The 18834-nt window shown below is 42.5% G+C and carries 13 protein-coding genes; 9 read left to right on the forward strand and 4 right to left on the reverse strand.

Annotated features, from left to right (window positions below; genetic code table 11):
- Positions 1 to 154: 154 nt before the first annotated feature.
- The 7 genes from F0361_RS00585 (at position 155) to F0361_RS00615 (ending at position 13753) form a co-directional block, all read left to right on the forward strand.
- On the forward strand, positions 155 to 3271 hold the full coding sequence (locus F0361_RS00585; RefSeq protein ID WP_161598178.1) for a PA14 domain-containing protein: 3117 nt from the start codon (positions 155 to 157) through the stop codon (positions 3269 to 3271).
- A 232-nt stretch (positions 3272 to 3503) separates the two neighbouring features.
- Positions 3504 to 6650, forward strand: a complete 3147-nt coding sequence (locus tag F0361_RS00590) for a DUF11 domain-containing protein (RefSeq protein WP_246160782.1) — start codon at positions 3504 to 3506, stop codon at positions 6648 to 6650.
- Between the two features lie 67 nt (positions 6651 to 6717).
- On the forward strand, positions 6718 to 7620 hold the full coding sequence (locus tag F0361_RS00595) for an ABC transporter ATP-binding protein (RefSeq protein WP_154916786.1): 903 nt from the start codon (positions 6718 to 6720) through the stop codon (positions 7618 to 7620).
- 9 nt (positions 7621 to 7629) lie between these two features.
- The gene (locus tag F0361_RS00600) at positions 7630 to 8463 is read left to right on the forward strand and encodes an ABC transporter permease (protein ID WP_154916787.1); all 834 of its coding nucleotides are present in this window, start codon (positions 7630 to 7632) and stop codon (positions 8461 to 8463) included.
- A gap of 93 nt (positions 8464 to 8556) precedes the next feature.
- On the forward strand, positions 8557 to 10008 hold the full coding sequence (locus tag F0361_RS00605; RefSeq protein ID WP_161598179.1) for a T9SS type B sorting domain-containing protein: 1452 nt from the start codon (positions 8557 to 8559) through the stop codon (positions 10006 to 10008).
- 95 nt (positions 10009 to 10103) lie between these two features.
- Positions 10104 to 12095: an excinuclease ABC subunit UvrB gene (uvrB, locus tag F0361_RS00610; protein WP_154916789.1), complete on the forward strand. Its 1992-nt coding sequence runs from the start codon at positions 10104 to 10106 to the stop codon at positions 12093 to 12095.
- A 134-nt stretch (positions 12096 to 12229) separates the two neighbouring features.
- Positions 12230 to 13753 carry a M20/M25/M40 family metallo-hydrolase gene (locus tag F0361_RS00615; protein ID WP_154916790.1) on the forward strand — a complete coding sequence of 508 codons (1524 nt, stop codon included), beginning with the start codon at positions 12230 to 12232 and terminating at the stop codon, positions 13751 to 13753.
- Positions 13754 to 13938: 185 nt separating this feature from the next.
- Here F0361_RS00615 and F0361_RS00620 read toward each other — a convergent pair whose 3' ends face one another.
- Positions 13939 to 14364, reverse strand: coding sequence for an Hsp20/alpha crystallin family protein (locus tag F0361_RS00620; protein ID WP_138257569.1), 426 nt, complete (start codon positions 14362 to 14364; stop codon positions 13939 to 13941).
- A 203-nt stretch (positions 14365 to 14567) separates the two neighbouring features.
- Between F0361_RS00620 and F0361_RS00625 the strand changes: the two genes are divergently transcribed.
- Positions 14568 to 15836, forward strand: a complete 1269-nt coding sequence (locus tag F0361_RS00625) for a DUF2254 domain-containing protein (protein WP_154916791.1) — start codon at positions 14568 to 14570, stop codon at positions 15834 to 15836.
- On the opposite strand, the gene F0361_RS00630 is transcribed toward F0361_RS00625, so the two are convergent.
- Complete coding sequence (locus F0361_RS00630; protein ID WP_246160783.1) at positions 15833 to 16252, reverse strand: TerB family tellurite resistance protein; 420 nt, start codon at positions 16250 to 16252, stop codon at positions 15833 to 15835. The genes F0361_RS00625 and F0361_RS00630 overlap by 4 nt on opposite strands.
- 168 nt (positions 16253 to 16420) lie before the next feature.
- On the opposite strand from F0361_RS00630, the gene F0361_RS00635 reads away from it, so the two are divergent.
- The gene (locus F0361_RS00635) at positions 16421 to 16783 is read left to right on the forward strand and encodes a DUF1456 family protein (RefSeq protein WP_138257567.1); all 363 of its coding nucleotides are present in this window, start codon (positions 16421 to 16423) and stop codon (positions 16781 to 16783) included.
- A 37-nt stretch (positions 16784 to 16820) separates the two neighbouring features.
- Here F0361_RS00635 and F0361_RS00640 read toward each other — a convergent pair whose 3' ends face one another.
- Both F0361_RS00640 and sucC read right to left on the reverse strand, forming a co-directional pair.
- Positions 16821 to 17156 (reverse strand): hypothetical protein, encoded by a 336-nt coding sequence (locus F0361_RS00640; RefSeq protein WP_138257566.1) that lies wholly within the window; start codon positions 17154 to 17156, stop codon positions 16821 to 16823.
- 416 nt (positions 17157 to 17572) lie between these two features.
- Positions 17573 to 18766, reverse strand: a complete 1194-nt coding sequence (gene sucC, locus F0361_RS00645; protein ID WP_138257565.1) for an ADP-forming succinate--CoA ligase subunit beta — start codon at positions 18764 to 18766, stop codon at positions 17573 to 17575.
- Positions 18767 to 18834 lie beyond the last annotated feature (68 nt).

Consider the following 18834-nt stretch of genomic DNA (forward strand, 5'->3'; position numbering starts at 1 on the left):
TTTGTGCCACGGGCTTTTTTTTGTCAAAAAGGCCTTTTTCATTGACTTGATCGATGAAATACCACAATAATTGACCCGTTCACAACAAACTCTTGCCTTCCCTTTATAATCCTTTTTTATTTGTAGTTCAAAGGTTTACTAAAAATCAAAGAACGTGTACCCTTTAAAGAAGACACTTTTATTGGTACTTTTTTTAGTTGTTGGATATTCCCATGCCCAATTGAGCGACCTGCATTATTTGCCACCTTTAAGGCAAGGACAGAATAATGGGGCCATTCAACAACAGGCAGTATACCTTTCAACACCGGAAACTACGGCGTTTACCGTAAATGTGTATCGGGGTACGAATCCCGTTCCCATAACTTCGTTTACCATTTCCAATGTAGCACCTGCCATCTATAACCTTCCCAATGGTGATAATGATATCACTTTGGTGACCAATAGCAGCACCGGGGTGGTCTTGAACAATAGTGGACTCCGGTTTGAATCTGCGGGAGGGGAAAAATTTTACGTAAACTATCGGGGCCGTTCAGGTTCACAGGCGGCATCCTTGACCTCAAAGGGAAGAGTAGCCATGGGAACCAATTTTAAATGGGGGGGCGTACCCAACCTGGGCAGCCATGTTTCCAAATCAAACACCTTGGGGATTATGGCAACAGAAGATAATACGACCATTACCCTTTCGGGTTATGACCCCAACTGTGAATTTAGGGTGGGTAACAACAGAGCAGGAATTACAGCAAACTCCCACACAATAACCCTTGATGCAAATGAGTCCTTCGTCTATGAAACCTATATTGGAAACTCACCTACCTTGGCACATGAAAGGGGATGGATCGGTGCCTCTATCGTTTCCGACAAAGATATTGTGATTAGCAACGGCTCCCTTAATTATGGTAGACAAGTAGGCAATAGTAACAGGGATGCGGGCATTGACCAACCCGTACCTGAAAATAGATTGGGCAAGGAGTATATTTTCGTTAGGGGAAATGGAAATAGCAATGGATGGACAGAGTTCCCATTAATTATTGCAACCGAGAACAATACCCAAATTTTTGTCAATGGGTCGGCAACACCCATTGCTACGTTGAACGAAGGTGATTTTTTTGAGGTACCCAGTAGCAACTACTCATCCAACTCAGTAGGGGCGAACATGTATATTGAAACTTCAAAAGATGTATATGCTTACCAATGTGTGGGAGGGTCAACGGCAGCTTATACCCAAGGCCTGAACTTTGTGGCCCCTGTAAATTGTCTTCTGCCCGATTCCATGGACAACATTCCCAGCATAACCGATGCGGCAGGGGTTTCCATTACCGGTGGGGTGACCATCATTGCCGCTACGACAACTCCAGATGCCAACATAACCGTAACTGATGGTGGGGGCGTTGTAACGCTTCCAGCCTCCTCTCCCGTTGCCGGTACGACGGACTGGAAAACCTTTTACCTTCCCAGTCTAACCGGTAATGTAAGTGTGCAGTCTACCGGACCCATAGCCGTTGGTTTTTTCGGTTTCAATGGGGCAAGGGGTCTAGCCGGATATTATTCGGGTTTTGATACCGTTCCCAATATCAATTTACAAATTACAGGCAACAGTTGCCTTCCGGGTGCCATATTGGAAATTGCATCGGGCGAAGTCTTTGATGCCTACCAATGGTACAGCGATGGAGCTTTGATCCCGGGGGCCACGTCGTCTTCTTATACCGCAACTACGGCGGGAGACTATTATTTAAGGGTAACCAGGGGACCCTGTAGTTATGACTCGAACTCCATATCGGTATTTTATTGCAACCCTGATATTGTGCTCAATAAGACTGCGGATGTTACGACCGTATCGGAAGGGAATAATGTAACCTTTACCATAACGGTCGAAAACCTGGGTATCGACCCTGCGACCAATCTAGTCGTTTCGGACCCTATACCCTCCGGACTTTCCATCCTATCGACCACGACATCCCATGGCAGTTGGACAGCTCCCAATTGGAACGTTGGCACTTTGAACAGTGGCCAATTGGAAACGCTGACAATTACAGCTGTGGCGGATGCAAACAATTCGGTTATTCCAGCGGTATCGGTCACAAATTCGGTCACCAACAGTCAGGATCAAACCGATAATAATATCACTTCGGACAATCCAAACGTATCCGTCATTATCCATAACGATTTTGACGATGATGGCGTTGTCGATCTTTCGGACGAGGACGATGACAACGACGGAATCTATGATGCCACGGAACTCAATAGTTGCTCAGGAGGATTGGATTATGAGTTTTACAATGTATCGCCAGCAGGCAACACGGTAGATAACATTCCTACCTCTGGGGCACTCGCAACCGGAGTGGCAACCAACATCGATGTATCCGGTTTGGCGGCCACCCATACGCCCGGGGATGGCGAAACGTATTCGGTTCGGTATACCGGGTATATTGAAATAGCCACGAGCGGCAGCTACACCTTTTTTACAAATTCAGATGATGGATCTAAGCTATATATTGATGCCCTAGAAGTGGTTGACAATGACGGCCTACACGCCATGAACGAGGAATCCGGCACCATAGCACTTTCGGCTGGAGTTCATTGGTTGGAAATAGTCTTCTTTGAACTTACAGGAGGCGATAATTTGATCGTTCAGTACCAAGGGCCTTCGATAACCAAACAGAATATCCCATTCTCAATCCTATACCCTGTCTCCTGTGAAAGCGATACCGACGGATTCCCGGACCATCTGGACCTTGATGCGGACAACGACTCCTGCTCAGATGCCAATGAAGCCTATAACGACCCAAATACCGATGGGGGCGACGACATGGTCTACGGTTCCGGCATACCAACCGTAAACCCGGATGGAACCGTATTTACAGCGGCCTACCCTACCCCGGCCGATGTGGATACCAACGGAACCCCTGAATTCCAAGAAGCGGGTGCCGTACCAACAATTACGGTGGCACCCGCCAATTCACATACTTTTGTGAACACCAACGATACTTTTTCGTCGACCGATGATGGGGACACGTACCAGTGGCAGGTCAGCACTGATGGGGGCACTACCTTTACGGATATTTCGGACGGACCCGAATACAGCGGAACAACGACCAACACCCTCACAATCATTACCCCTGAAGTGGACAAGAACGGCTATCAATACCGGGTCCTTATTGCCAGCGATACCTTTGTATGTGGGAATACGGTCTCTTCCCCTGCAACACTGACGGTAGGCCCCAGGACCATCATTACCAACCGTAGAATAACTATTAGGGTTAATAAAAATTAGTTTTTACTTATTAAGGATCAGCTGCCAACGTAAGGAAAATCAGGTCATTTTAAGTATTCCACACCATTTATCGAAGTTTTGGTTTACGGGATTGGCCCGTTCACAACAAAAGATTGTCCATGCGGTGGTATTCGTATTATTTTGAGACGTAGTACTTCTAGGTATGGAAATAAAAAAATTAGGGTTACTGATCCTATTTTTGATTTTTGGAATTTTAAAAAGTAACGCTCAGTTGAGCGACTTACATTATTTGCCTCCCTTAAAACAAGGAAGTAATAATAGTTCCGTTAAGGAACAGGCCATTTATATGTCAACCCCTGAGAGCACGGCCTTTACAGTAAATGCCTATAGAGGCACAAGTACTATACCCATAGCAAGCTTCAGTATTTCAAATGCAACTCCTGCAAGATATGATTTACCAAATGGCGATAATGGCATTACCATGGTTCAGAACAACGATACGGGTATTGTCATTACAACGGGCGGACTTCGATTTGAATCTACCGGTGGCCAACGGTTTTATGTAAACTATCGGGGCAGTAGCGGAGCCCAATCCACTTCGTTGACATCAAAAGGTAGACAAGCGATGGGAACCAACTTTAAATGGGGCGGTGCGCCTAATTATGCCACTACCAGTGACATTTCGACCTCCTTGGGCATAATGGCCACGGAAAACAACACCACGGTGGATATTTTTGGGTACAACCCAGGCTGCGAGTTCCGTTTGCAAAACGACAGGGATGGCATATTGGACGATGCTATCCAAGTTGTGCTAAACGCAGGCGAAAGTTTTGTACTCGAAGCCTACACTACGGAAACTGCTGCGAACGTGGATGGCTGGTTGGGCGCCTCCATAACGTCGGACAAAAATATAGTCATAAGCAATGGTGGTCTTAATTACGGTGTGGTACCAACCTCCTCTAGCAGTAGGGACGCCGGTATCGACCAACCTGTACCGGAAGACAATTTGGGCAAGGATTATGTATTCATAAGAGGCGGTGGTCAGGATAGTACCGAATTTCCCATAATCATCGCCACCCAGAACAACACACAAATATTTGTCAATGGAAATACGACTCCAATGGCCACCATCAATGAAGGGGATTATTTTATAGTGCCCGGCACCAATTATTCAAGTGCTAGCCCGGGCGCCAATATGTACGTTCGAACATCCAAGGACGCATACGCCTATCAAAACTTGGCGGGCAGTACCGGAGTGCAGACCGTTGGATTAAATTTTGTTGCTCCCCTAAATTGTTTGATACCGGATAAAGTCGACAATATTCCAGATATAACCGATGCCGCTGGAACTACCTTAAATGGTGGTATCACGATCATTGCATCCGCAACAACCCCAGATGCCAACATTGTAGTGACAGATGGTAGTGGTGCAGTCACCAAACCCGCAGCCTTAACAATTTCTGGTAATACAGACTGGAAAACTTTCTATATACCCAACTTAACTGGAAACGTGGACGTTCAATCCACCGGTCCCATAGCGGTAGGGTTCTTTGGAGCAAATGGCAACCGGGGTATCGCTGGGTATTTTTCCGGCTTTGACGTGGCACCCAATGTAGACCTTCAGATTACCGGTACGCAGTGTTTACCAGGTTCCAATTTGGAAGTTGTTGGAGAAGTCTTTGATGCCTACCAGTGGTTTTATGAAGGCAACCCCATTTCTGGCGCCACTTCGGACACCTATAACCCAACAGTGGCCGGTGATTACTATGTACGCGTGACCAAAGGCCCCTGTACCTATGACTCCAACACCTTGGCAGCCTACTATTGCAATCCTGATATTCAACTCATAAAGACCGCGGACCAAACTATGATCAATGAAGGGGAGAATATCACCTTTACCATTACCGTGCAGAATTTTGGTGTAGATCCCGCCACCAATTTGGTAGTGACCGATGCATTGCCAACGGGACTGTCCCTTTTATCGGCATCGCCCAGTACAGGTTCATGGACATCTCCCAATTGGAACGTAGGTACTTTGAACAGCGGACAGTTGGAGACTATTACTATTACCGCTGTGGCTGTTTTTAATTCGTTACCCAACCAAATACGCCATTTGGCAAATATTGCCTTAAATACCCAAAATCAGGTGGACAGCAATCTTAGCTTGGACAGACCTTCCGTGGCTATTATCGTAAACAATGATTTTGACAACGATGGAATAATCGACGTCGTAGATCTTGACGATGATAATGATGGTATTCTTGATTGCACGGAATCGAATGGAACAATTACCAATGGTACCTTTGGTTGGTATTTAAATACACCCTCAGGAACATTGGCCATGGATAACACCAGTAATCCTGAATTAAATTCCTGGTTCTTGTCCTCTACTTCAAACCTTTCATATAGCGGTATAACCGCGAGTACTCCCTTTAGCGCGGTTCAAATAGACAATATGCCATCAACTTCCCTTGAAGAGGCCTTATATAATAATGACTATATAGAAGTGTCCTTTACCACGGCAGATAATCTATCCAACCCCATATTGCACAATATAAACTGGGGCTGGTATCAACCTAGCGGCGGTGACTCCTATACCATGAGTGCTTTCTTATCGGCTGATGGTTTCATTAGCAGTATACTTACTAAGGAAGATTTGGTCATAACCAACAATGCCACTACATATCAGGTATTTGACCTCATGGACCAAACTTTTATACCACTTTTACCAGATACTACCTATACATTAAGGGTCTATGTATATAATCAAATAGATGACGATGGAGAAAATTATTCATTTTTTGATGACATTAATTTTACCATTTCTTCCTGTCGTGGAATGGACAGTGACTCTGATAACGTAATAGACAGTTACGAACTTGACTCGGACAACGATGGTTGCTCGGACTCAAATGAGGCCTACAACAACATCAATGCCGACGGAGGCGACGACATGGTCTACGGTTCCGGTGTACCTTCCGTAAACGCCAATGGCACAGTAGTAGCAGCGGCCTACCCTACTCCTGCCGATATGGATACCAATGGCACGCCTGAATTCCAAGAAGCAGGAAACGTACCTACAATCACGGTAGCACCTGCAAATTCGCATACTTTTGTAAACACAAACGACACTTTTTCGTCGACCGATGACGGGGATACGTACCAATGGCAAGTCAGCACGGATGGGGGCACTACCTTTACGGATATTTCGGACGGACCCGAATACAGCGGAACAACGACCAACACCCTCACAATCATTACCCCTGAAGTGGACAAGAACGGCTATCAATACCGGGTCCTTATTGCCAGCGATACCTTTGTATGTGGGAATACGGTCTCTTCCCCAGCAACACTGACGGTAGGCCCTAGAACAATCATCACCAACCGTAGGATTACCTTCAGGGTCAATAAGAATTAGGCATTTTTTGTAACAATTACTCAAACCGCTCGTCAAGTAAGTACAATCAATCAAAAAACTACTTGCTTTGAGCACTATTCTTACCGTTAACAATCTTACCAAAAAATTTGGGTATTTAACCGCCGTAAAGAATTTGTCATTTTCCATTGAAAAGGGCAATGTATACGGTATTCTGGGGCCCAACGGAAGTGGAAAATCGACCACTTTGGGCATCGTCCTGAACGTGGTGAATAAAACCAGTGGGAACTTTTATTGGTTCGATGGAAATACCTCTACACACCAGTCCTTAAAAAAAGTGGGTGCCATCATTGAGCGTCCCAATTTCTACCCTTATATGACGGCCGTACAAAACTTGAAACTAGTATGTAAGATCAAGGAAGTTGGCACCGAAAAAATCGATGAGAAATTGGAGTTGGTGGGCCTTTTGGATAGAAAACACAGCAAGTTCAGTACCTATTCCCTGGGTATGAAACAGCGCTTGGCCATTGCATCGGCCCTTCTTAACGACCCTGAAATCCTTATCTTGGACGAACCAACCAATGGCTTGGATCCACAGGGAATCCATCAAATCAGGGAAATCATCAAAAAAATAGCGGCACATGGCACCACCATTTTACTGGCTTCCCATTTGTTGGACGAGGTTGAAAAAGTATGCAGCCATGTAATCATCTTGAGAAAAGGTGAAAAATTATATTCCGGCCCGGTCGATGGAATGATGGCCAGTCACGGTTTCTTTGAACTGAAGGCCAATGACATGGAAAAATTGGCCCAATCCCTTAAAACCAACGAAAAATTTGGGAATGTAAAGCAAGAGAATGGATTGATTACCGCATTCCCAACGGAAGAAATGGACGCCAAATCCCTGAACGAATCGCTTTTTAAAGAGGGTATAGTTCTATCCCATTTGGTGAAAAGAAAGGAAAGCCTTGAGGAACAGTTCCTAACACTTACAAAAAATCAATCAAATTAACCGAAGACCATGATACGTTTATTAGAAATAGAATTCATAAAACTATGGAATAATAGGGCCAGCAAGGTGTTGATCATCTCCTATTTTTTTATCCTTACCTCCATCGCACTTGTTGCAGCGATTAAGTTCGATATTGGGCCTGTTAAGTTTCACTTGGCAGAAATCGGAATATTTAACTTCCCCTATATTTGGCACTTCAACACCTTCGTTACCGCCTTTTTTAAATTGTTTTTGGCCATAGTTATCGTATCCATGATGTCCAATGAGTACAGCAATAAGACCATAAAGCAAAATCTTATAGACGGACTATCCAAAAAAGAATTTATTCTTTCCAAGTTCCTGACAGTAGTATCCTTTTCCGTCATCTCTACTGTGTTTGTTTTCTTGGTCTCCTTAATATTAGGTCTTATATATTCAGATTATGACGAGTTGTCCATCATATTTTCCGATTTGAAATTTCTGGCAGCCTTCTTTTTTAAGTTGATGGGTTTTTTCTCCTTCTGTCTTTTCCTTGGGATTTTGGTAAAACGTTCTGCTTTTGCCCTAGGGTTTCTCATTTTATGGCAAATTTTCGAAGGAATAACGAGAGGTTTAATCCGCTGGAAATTATTTGATGGGGATACGACGGATGCAATAATGGGTTTTTTTCCTTTGCAATCGATGTTCAACCTAATCAAAGAACCTTTTACACGTTTGGAAGCTGTTCAAACGGTTGCGGACCAAGTGGGTGAATCCATAAAACTAAATTATCACTTGCATTGGTATGAATTCTTGATCGTAATTGCTTGGACTGCCATATTCATTTATCTTTCCTATGCTTTACTTAAAAAGCGTGACCTTTAAAATTACGTGTTATCGATGTTATATTGTATTTAACATCCATACTTAGCCTAAAATTTCATTTTGTAGTATATTGTATTGTTTAAAGCTATGAAAATGAAAAAGGGCGCATCAATATGTAGGGTATTGGCCATGCCAATACTTCTCCTAATAGCTTTTTGTTTCAACTTCAGAATCTATTCCCAAGAATGCCCTACCCTAATTTCCCCATTGGATGGTGATACTGACGTTCCTGTTGACAATCTAATCCAATGGACGGCCGTCGATGGTATCATAGGGTATTTGGTATCTTTAGGAACCACTCCCGGAGGGGGCGAAATCATAAACAGAAGATCCTCCGGCCTTAATAACTTTTATCAACCTGAAGTAGGTTTGCCTTCCAATACGGTGGTTTATGTAACCATCAGCCTATTTCTCCCGGATGCTCCAATTAAAGTCTGTCCCTTAAGAATATTTACAACGGAAACGGTTACGACAGCCCCGGATTGTACGGAATTGATTAATCCGCTTAATAATGAAACAGATGTTCTGGTAAATAGCAACCTCAGATGGAATTATGCTACCGGGGCAACGGACTATAGACTTTCCGTAGGTACCTCTTCAGGGAACTATGATATTGTTGACAGTCAACTAACGGGAAATAGACTGGTGTATGGTTTTGGGGAACCGTTGGAATTGGACCAAGAATATTTCGTGTTGATAGTTCCTTTAAATGAAAATGGAGAGGCAACAGGATGTATTGAGGAGCGCTTTACAACAGGAATACCTACCGTAAGTTGCCAGGATTCCGATTTCCCTACGATTACCATACCGGACCAAATTGGACTTTGCGAAGATCAAGGGTTTGGCATCATTGACTCCAAGGATATTGCTAGGGGATACCGATGGATTTTTATCGATTCTGATGGATCCGAAACTATTCTCTCGGAAGATTCACAACTTAGATATGAAAGAGTGGGACAATATAGACTGGAGCTTTACAATATCCTTAACCAGTTCGGTGGCGCCATTGAGTGTCCTGTTTCCAAAAATTTTGAGGTGGTTTATTCAGAAACACCGATAATTTCGGATGTCTTGATAACGCGGCAAAATTCAGGTTTAACATTGGACATCAGAACGGAGAGTAGCGGAAGTTTTGAATTTTCTCTGGATGGTCCAAATTCGAATTTTCAAGATAGTCCGATCTTTAGAAATGTGGAACCGGGGGAAAGAACCGTATATGTAAGAGACCGATATGGATGTGGAGTTGTGGAAAGAGCGATTGAAAAAGAACTTTCCCCACAGGATTTTCCCGTATTCTTTACCCCGAATGGCGATGGTTACAATGATTTTTGGCAGTACAGAAAACCAGAGGATTCCAATGAAATACCCTATGAGGTCATTCATATTTTTGATCGTTACGGAAATTTTTTGGCGCAAATAGACCCAACCTCCACAGGTTGGAACGGTATTTTTAATGGGCGCGAAATGCCGGCATCTGATTATTGGTTCAGGGCAATTTCATTTACAAAGAAAGAGGTAAAAGGACATTTTACCCTCAAACGGTAGGTTGAACCTTAAATTCAACATAATATCATTCCTTTTTTGGCAAGAATTCTATTAACCAAGTTAACTATAGTTATAGTCTTTCGTACTTTTAAAGTATGAAATTTAACGTAGTATCGGAATTTAGTCCTACAGGAGATCAGCCCAATGCGATAAAACAACTTTCAAACGGTATCAAGGAGGGTGAAAAGTATCAGACCCTGCTGGGAGTAACCGGATCAGGTAAGACGTTTACCATTGCAAATGTTATCGAAGAAGTACAAAGGCCTACTTTGGTCTTGGCCCATAACAAGACCTTGGCGGCACAGCTTTATTCCGAGTTCAAACAGTTTTTTCCAAAAAATGCCATTGAATATTTTGTCTCGTATTACGACTATTATCAACCGGAAGCCTACATTCCCACAAGTGGAGTGTATATCGAAAAGGACCTTTCCATTAATGAGGATATCGAAAAACTAAGACTCAGTGCCACTTCCTCCTTATTGTCTGGAAGAAGGGACGTGCTGGTGGTAGCCTCCGTATCCTGCCTGTATGGTATTGGAAATCCCATCGAATTTCAAAAGAACGTGATTTCCATCCAAAAAGATCAGGTCATTTCCAGAACCAAGTTTTTACATCAGTTGGTACAAAGTCTTTATTCAAGGACTACGGCGGATTTTAGAAATGGAAATTTTAGGGTAAAGGGAGATGTAGTCGATGTCTTTCCAAGTTATGCGGACCACGCCTTCAGAATTCATTTTTTTGGGGATGAAATTGAGGAAATAGAAGCTTTTGACCCATTCAACAACACAATTTTGGAAGTGTATGATAGCCTGAATATCTATCCGGCCAACATGTTCGTGACCTCACAGGATGTTTTGCAAAATGCCATACACAACATTCAGGACGATTTGGTAAAACAAATCGATTATTTCAAGGAAATAGGAAAACCTCTTGAAGCCAAAAGACTGGAGGAGCGGACCAACTTTGACTTGGAAATGATCCGGGAATTGGGTTATTGCTCGGGTATAGAGAATTACTCCAGATATCTTGATGGTAGGGAACCGGGAACAAGGCCTTTCTGTTTGTTGGATTATTTCCCAAAGGACTACCTTATGGTCATCGATGAAAGCCACGTAACCGTACCGCAGGTCCATGCCATGTACGGTGGCGACCGTTCCAGAAAGGTGAATTTGGTGGATTATGGCTTTAGATTGCCCGCTGCAATGGACAATAGACCCTTAAAGTTTGAGGAGTTCGAGGCACTACAAAATCAGGTCATTTATGTAAGTGCCACGCCTGCGGATTACGAATTGCAATTGAGCCAGGGTATCTATGTGGAGCAGGTGATTCGCCCTACCGGGTTGTTGGACCCTATCATTGAAGTCCGCCCAAGCCTGAATCAGATAGATGACTTAGTGGAGGAAATCCATCAACGTGTTGAACGGGACGAACGGATTTTGGTTACCACACTTACCAAGAGGATGGCGGAAGAACTTGCCAAGTATTTGGATCGCATAAGTGTTCGATGCAGGTACATCCATAGCGACGTCGATACCCTGGAACGTGTGGAGATCATGCAGGACCTTAGAAAGGGGATTTTTGATGTGCTGATAGGCGTCAATCTTTTGAGGGAAGGATTGGACCTACCTGAGGTTTCCTTGGTCGCAATTTTGGATGCGGACAAGGAAGGGTTTTTACGAAACAATAGATCTTTGACACAGACCGTTGGTCGTGCGGCCAGAAACCTAAATGGTAAGGCCATAATGTATGCCGATAAGATTACGGAAAGCATGCAAAAGACCATTGACGAAACAAATTACAGAAGGGAAAAACAGATACAGTATAATACCGAAAACAACATTACGCCAAAGGCCTTGAACAAAAATTTGGACAGCGTACTATCCAAAAATTCGGTCTCCACCTATCATTACCAAAAAGAGGAATTGAGAGCGGCGGAACCCGATTTGGAATACCTTACCAAAGATCAATTGGATAAGCTTATCAGGGAAAAGAGAAAGGCCATGGAGAAGGCGGCAAAGGAGCTGGATTTTATGCAGGCGGCCAAACTAAGGGACGAAATAAAGGCGCTTCAGGAACAGGAAACCTAGGATTGCACTAAAAATTCCGTGTTTTCGATACTTATAAAGTAACCAATTATATAGAATCGATTAAAAATTTGATTTACAATTTTTTATAATTATTTTTAGACAAATCTAAAACGAAGTATTCCCCAATAATTAATATGAAAAAGTGGTTTTTCCTAGCGATTCTGACCTGCTTTATGGTATATCAAAAAAGTTGGTCCCAAAAAGTTTCGGCCGAAAAAATTGAAGCCATGACCGATGAAATCTTCGTTGAATCGGTTTTCAATTTACGACAATTTTTAACACTTCCAAACGATGGTAATTTTCCCGAACAGATAGCTGCAAATTTGACTTGGTGCGACAGTGCTTTTTCTGCGTTGAACTTCAGGACCCAGGTGATAGAAACAGCAGGTGCCCCGCTCCTATTCGCTGAAAAAATAGTTCGAAAAAAAGGGAAATCGGTTTTGTTCTATTTACAAATCGATGGGCAACCGGTGGACACTACAAAATGGTTTCAGCCCAATCCATTTAAACCGGTTCTGAAAGAAAAACAGCATGGAAAATGGGAAATCATCGACTTTGAAAAATTAAGGGAGGATGTTGATTTTGATTGGCGCATTTTTGCCCGCTCATCCTCAGATTCCAAAGGTCCCGCAATGTCCTTTTTGACCGCTTTGCAAATCCTGGATTTAAAGAAAATAAAACCCGAATTCAATATCAAGGTCATCATGGATTTTCAGGAAGAACTGGGCTCGCCCCACCTACCCAAAGCGGTCGCTCAAAACAGGGAACTTTTGGATGCGGAAATGCTGTTCATAATGGATGGCACAAGGCATCTATCCAACTTGCCAACACTAACGTATGGAGCAAGGGGCATCGCCACGGCGACCCTAAGGATTTTTGGCCCAAAATACGGATTGCATAGCGGACAGTATGGAAACTTTGCGCCAAATCCGGTTTTTGAGGCATCCCGACTCATTGCCAGTATGAAGGACGAAAAGGGCAAGGTAACCATACCGGGGTTTTACGAAGGTGTTCAGCTCACGGAAAGCGACAAGAGAAGTTTGGCCGCCATACCGGAAAATCTAGACAGCACCTTGGTAAACCTAGGTATTGCCGCCCCAGATGAAGTAGCGCCCACCTATCAGGAAGCATTGCAATATCCGTCTTTGAATATCAGGGGTATGAAGTCGGCATGGGTTGAAAAAGAAGTTCGGACCATAATTCCATCCGAAGTAATCATCGAAATCGATATGCGCTTGGTTCCAGAGACTCCGGGAGAACGACAGGTAATGCTTCTAAAGAAACATATTGAAAATTTTGGGTATCACCTCGTGGATTCCTTACCATCGATTGAGGAACGGGCAACCTACCCTAAACTGGCATCTTTCAAGTATCGATTGGGGTCGCAACCGTTTCGGACGGATATGGATAGCGCAATTGGCCTTTTTCTAAATAGTGCTATGAGCAGAGTGTTTGGTAACAATATCGTAAATATGCGTACCACCGGCGGCTCACAACCCATGGCCCCATTTATAAAAACCTTGGAAATACCCGCAGTATCCATTCGCATTCCGAATCCTGACAATGCCATCCACGGGCCCAACGAGAATTTACGTTTGGGAAATTACAGGGAAGGTATCATGAGCTGCTTGGCCATTCTCACGGAAAAACTGGAGTAAATAAATACCTAAGGGAACGCCCACTAGGCAACCATAGAAAACCAAATGACAGATTTGAGGTAAGCCCTGCGGTATTGATTCTATTGACGGCACCAATAAAAAAGTGCCCTGATCTCTCAGGACACTTTTCAACTAACCAACTCAACCAAACATCATGAAATCCATTGAAGGATTGCACAATTCTTTTATGATAATTCTATCATTCTCTTAGGCTTTGGCAACGCCTCTTCTTTTTTCGGCAAGGCAAATCGCAATATTCCATTCTCATAGGAAGCATCGATTTTATCCGCATCAACGGATTCAGGAAGTGTGAAGGACCTCTTGAAAGAAGCGTATCCAAATTCCCTCCTCGTGTAATTACCTTCCTTCGTCTCGTTCTCTGTTTTTACTTCGGAGGAAATCGTTAAAAGATTGTCATCAATCTCAATGTTAAAATCCTCTTTCTTCCTTCCGGGAACCGACATTTCCAATTCAAACCCGGTTTCATTTTCTTTAATGTTCACTGCTGGAACGGTACTGTTGAAATTTTCCATTCCACCAAACCAATCAGGTTTGAAAATCTCGTTCATCAATGAAGGAAACAACACGTCATTTCTTTTAATTAGGTTCATAACTTTTATATTTTTTTAGATTAAACTTTGTTACGCCTAGCATAAGACAAATCCTATACCACTGAAAATTTTATGTCAATATGTCCTAATTACTCAAAGCAATGATGTCAATATGACATTATTTTATTTTTTGAGTTCGTTTAAAATGCTTTTTAAGTAAGGAATTGTCAGCCCTCTGACTAGATTTATAGCAACATAAATCAATGAACCGAATCAAGAATATATTTTACAGGGTACGAAGTAAGATCGCTTTCTATCCCACAATTATTTCGGTTACCGGAATATTGGTCGCCTTTCTGTTTATTTATCTGGAACAGAGGGGCATTTCCAAATTCCTTATGGACATGGCCCCAGGTCTCGTCATTGATAATACGGAAACCGCAAGAACGCTTTTAAGCACGTTGATCGGCGGGTTGATTTCCTTGATGGTATTCAGTTTTTCCATGGTTATGATATTACTGAACCAAGCCTCCAGCAACTTTTCCCCTAGGGTGCTACCTGGTATAATTTCCGATGAGAAACACCAAATTGTATTGGGGCTTTATCTGGCCGTGATTCTATACAATATTTTCATTCTGGTCTCTATTGAACCGACCGACCCCTCCTACCAAACCCCGGGATTTTCGGTACTGATTGCCATTATTCTAACGGTTCTATGTTTGGCTTCCTTTATCTATTTCATTCACAACATATCCCAATCCATACAGGTTGGAACGATTCTTTACGCCATCCACTCTAGAACCAAGAAAAGTCTATTGGAAGTTTTGGAGACCGAAGTAAAAAACGATATCGATTTTCCAGAGATGCACAATTGGTCGGCTTTAAAACTGGACAAATCGGGCTATTTTCAGGGCGTACTTAAGGATGATTTGTTGGATATCTGTCTTGAGAACGAACTAAAAATCGCTTTTATAATCCGAAAAGGCCAGTTTATCCTAAGTAATCAAGTAGGAATTTTAACGAACAAATCTATTTCGGAAGAAATTAAAGCAAAGATTTTCAAGTGCTTGATCATCTCTAAGGAAGAACTTACAGGTGATAATTATATTTATGGTTTTCGGCAAATTTCCGAAATCGGCATAAAGGCCATGTCCCCGGGAATCAATGACCCTGGGACTGCCCTTAATAGTATTGACTACCTTACGGAATTGTTCACCTTTCTCATGCAGACCAGGGATTTTGAATACTTAAGCAAGGAGGATGGAACAAATCAGGTGCGATTCATACGAAATAGCTTTCCTGAAGTGCTGTACAATGTCTTGGCAACCTACAGGCCCTATTGCGCCCACGATATCATGGTCACCGGCAAACTATTGAACATGCTCTCTTCATTACGCCAAAGAACGGTTAATTCACAACAAAGCAATGCCATAGTATTGGAAACGGATAATCTAAAAAAGGATATGGAAAAAATGATAAAAAACCAACGGGACCTTACCCAACTGAGGGATGGATTTCATGTATGGTCCTAATTATAATGTGCCTTGAAAATATTGATGATTATCTCTGGCGGAACTATTTTGTTGGGGTACTCGTGCATAATGGACAACACCTGCTCAATGGCCGATGGCGGCAGCCCCATACGTAGGCCAATATCATGTAAGCGCTCAATCTCCTTGAGGTTATTTTCATCATCGATGTTCATCAATAGAATCAACCGATTGAATTGGACCAACCGTTCCGCTTGGGATTTTGGAATTATGTGCTCCACTTCTCTTTGAAAAAGCCCATCGAACTCCCTTTTACTCACTTCAAGGCTCTGTGCCACATTAAAAAGAAAATCATATTCCGATTGCTTTAAGGTATTATCAACCCTGGCAAAAGCGATCATTTCAGAGAGAATACTCAATTTTTCCTTTAAGGTGTTCACTGCAATTCCTTTATACATTTATTTCTATGGAGATAACAACAAAATTGAAAGAATAGTATAGTTTAATCTATGAAAAACAGTTATTTAACAAATATGATCGGGTTTCCCGTTCAACGGATTCTTTTATGTCCATGTACAGCGATCAGGAACCAATAATAATGATAACTTGCATGAAATTTAAAGTTTATGACAAACAACGATATATTTAAAAAATTGAGGGTTGCCCTAAAGCTTCGGGATGACGAAATTGTGGAAATCCTGACCCTGGTCGACTTTAAGATTTCAAAAAGTGAATTGGGTGCTTTTTTTAGAAAGGAGGACCACCCAAACTATATGGAATGTGGTGATCAAATACTTCGTAATTTCCTGAACGGACTTGTCATATACCTGAGAGGGACCCGGGAAAATCCTAAAAATCCAGGTGAAGTTCTCTTGGGCAAGGAACCCACCAAGAATTTCGACAAAACCAAAAGTTTTAAAAAACAACAATTGAAAAACGTGGATACCAACTTAAGTCATGGAAAATACAAGAACAAAAAAAAATCCTGATGCCGGCATCAGGATTTTTTGTTTGATTTCTAAATTGTTAAGAGGCAATCCTCACAGGCACGGTATAAAGCTTACCTTCCTCCACATTCGAAACGTCCACTTTTTGGTAGTTCAACCTTCCCTTCACAAATCGCTCCAAATTTACGGATTCCGTATCCACGGATAACACAACGATTTCCCCTGCACTGTTCAAGGTGAACCGTACTTGTGCAGTAAGGTCGGACTCCATTTCAGTAAAGGAATTGTTTTCCAACATTTTGGTAATTTGATTGGAAAGACTCTTTTCAGGTTCAACACCTGTTGCATCGTTGGCCAAAACATTTCCTGTTGCTAATAGCAAAGCTGCTACAAAAACTAAACTTAATTTTCTCATGACTTGTTGTTTTTTGACTTCCATTTCTGAAAGTTGATTAATAATTGATTGATGATGATTTACTAAAAAGACGCCTCAAAAATGAGAATGTTACAACAGAACATCGTTTTAACATTTTTTTAATCAAAATCATCGCTTCTAATAGCAAGTCAAAGTTACATTGAAAAGGTTTGCTGTGACGGTTACTGACAAGTCTTAACCAAACCTTCAAATGAGTAAGCCGGCGATGAACCTAAATTTAAAATAGGCATTTCCACATGCATGGGATTCCCTTAAGGGAGTTAAAAAAGGTTTCGATTATTGTCAACCTTTCAATAAATGTTGTGCAAAATTTGCGGCAAATTCGCGTTAACAATAAAAAAAAGGCAATGTTACGGTAACATTGCCTTTCTATAAAAAATATTCTTTAGGAATACTTATTTCAATACTTCCTCCACTTTATCGGCAGCTTCCTTGAACTGTACCGCGGAATGGACCGCTAATCCAGAATTGTCAATAATCTCCTTGGCCAACTCCGCATTGGTTCCTTGCAAACGCACGATAATGGGAACCTTGATACTATCGCCCATATTCTTATAGGCATCTACTACACCTTGGGCGACCCTGTCACAACGCACGATTCCTCCAAAAATATTGATAAGGATTGCCTTTACGTTGGGATCCTTTAGAATAATCCTAAAAGCTTCTTCCACCCTTTTGGCATCGGCGGTACCGCCAACATCCAAGAAGTTTGCAGGCTCACCTCCGGCCATTTTGATCAAATCCATGGTAGCCATTGCCAAACCGGCACCATTTACCATACATCCCACGTTTCCATCCAAATCCACGTAGTTTAGACCTACTGCCCTTGCTTCGACCTCGATTGGATTTTCTTCCCGCAAATCCCTCATTTCGGCATATTGCTTTCTGCGATAAAGCGCGTTGTCATCAATGGAAACCTTAGCATCCACCGCCATAATCTTATCATCGGATGTTTTCAAAACAGGGTTGATTTCGAACATACTGGAATCGCTCTGTACATAGGCCTTGTACAAGGCCGAAACAAATTTGGTCATTTCCTTAAATGCGGTTCCTGATAGGCCCAAATTGAAGGCTATTTTTCTCGCTTGGAAACCAAGAAGTCCCGTTGCTGGGTCGATCTCCTCGGTAAAAATCAAATGCGGTGTCTTTTCGGCCACTTCTTCTATATCCATACCGCCTTCGGTAGAATACATGATCATATTTCTGCCTGTACTCCTGTTTAATAAGACCGACATATAAAATTCACTGGTTTCACTATCACCGGGATAGTAAACATCCTCGGCCACCAAAACCTGATGTACTTTTTTACCCTCGGCGGAAGTTTGAGGAGTGACCAGGTTCATACCTATAATTTGTCCTGCAAGCTCCTCGACCTCCTTCAAATTTTTGGCCAATTTAACGCCACCACCTTTTCCGCGACCACCGGCGTGAACCTGCGCTTTGATCACATGCCATCCGGTTCCCGTTTCCGCTGTCAATTGTTTGGCCGCGTCAACCGCTTCCTTGGCACTATGCGCTACGATTCCTCTTTGTATGCGAACGCCAAAACTTGATAATATCTCTTTTCCTTGATATTCGTGAAGGTTCATATTAGGGTAGTTTTATTTGTTGGGCAAAAATAGGAAAGACAGGGTAATTATTGAAAATTAAACTTGAT

Source organism: Maribacter flavus (assembly GCF_008386635.1).
Lineage (GTDB): Bacteria > Bacteroidota > Bacteroidia > Flavobacteriales > Flavobacteriaceae > Maribacter > Maribacter flavus.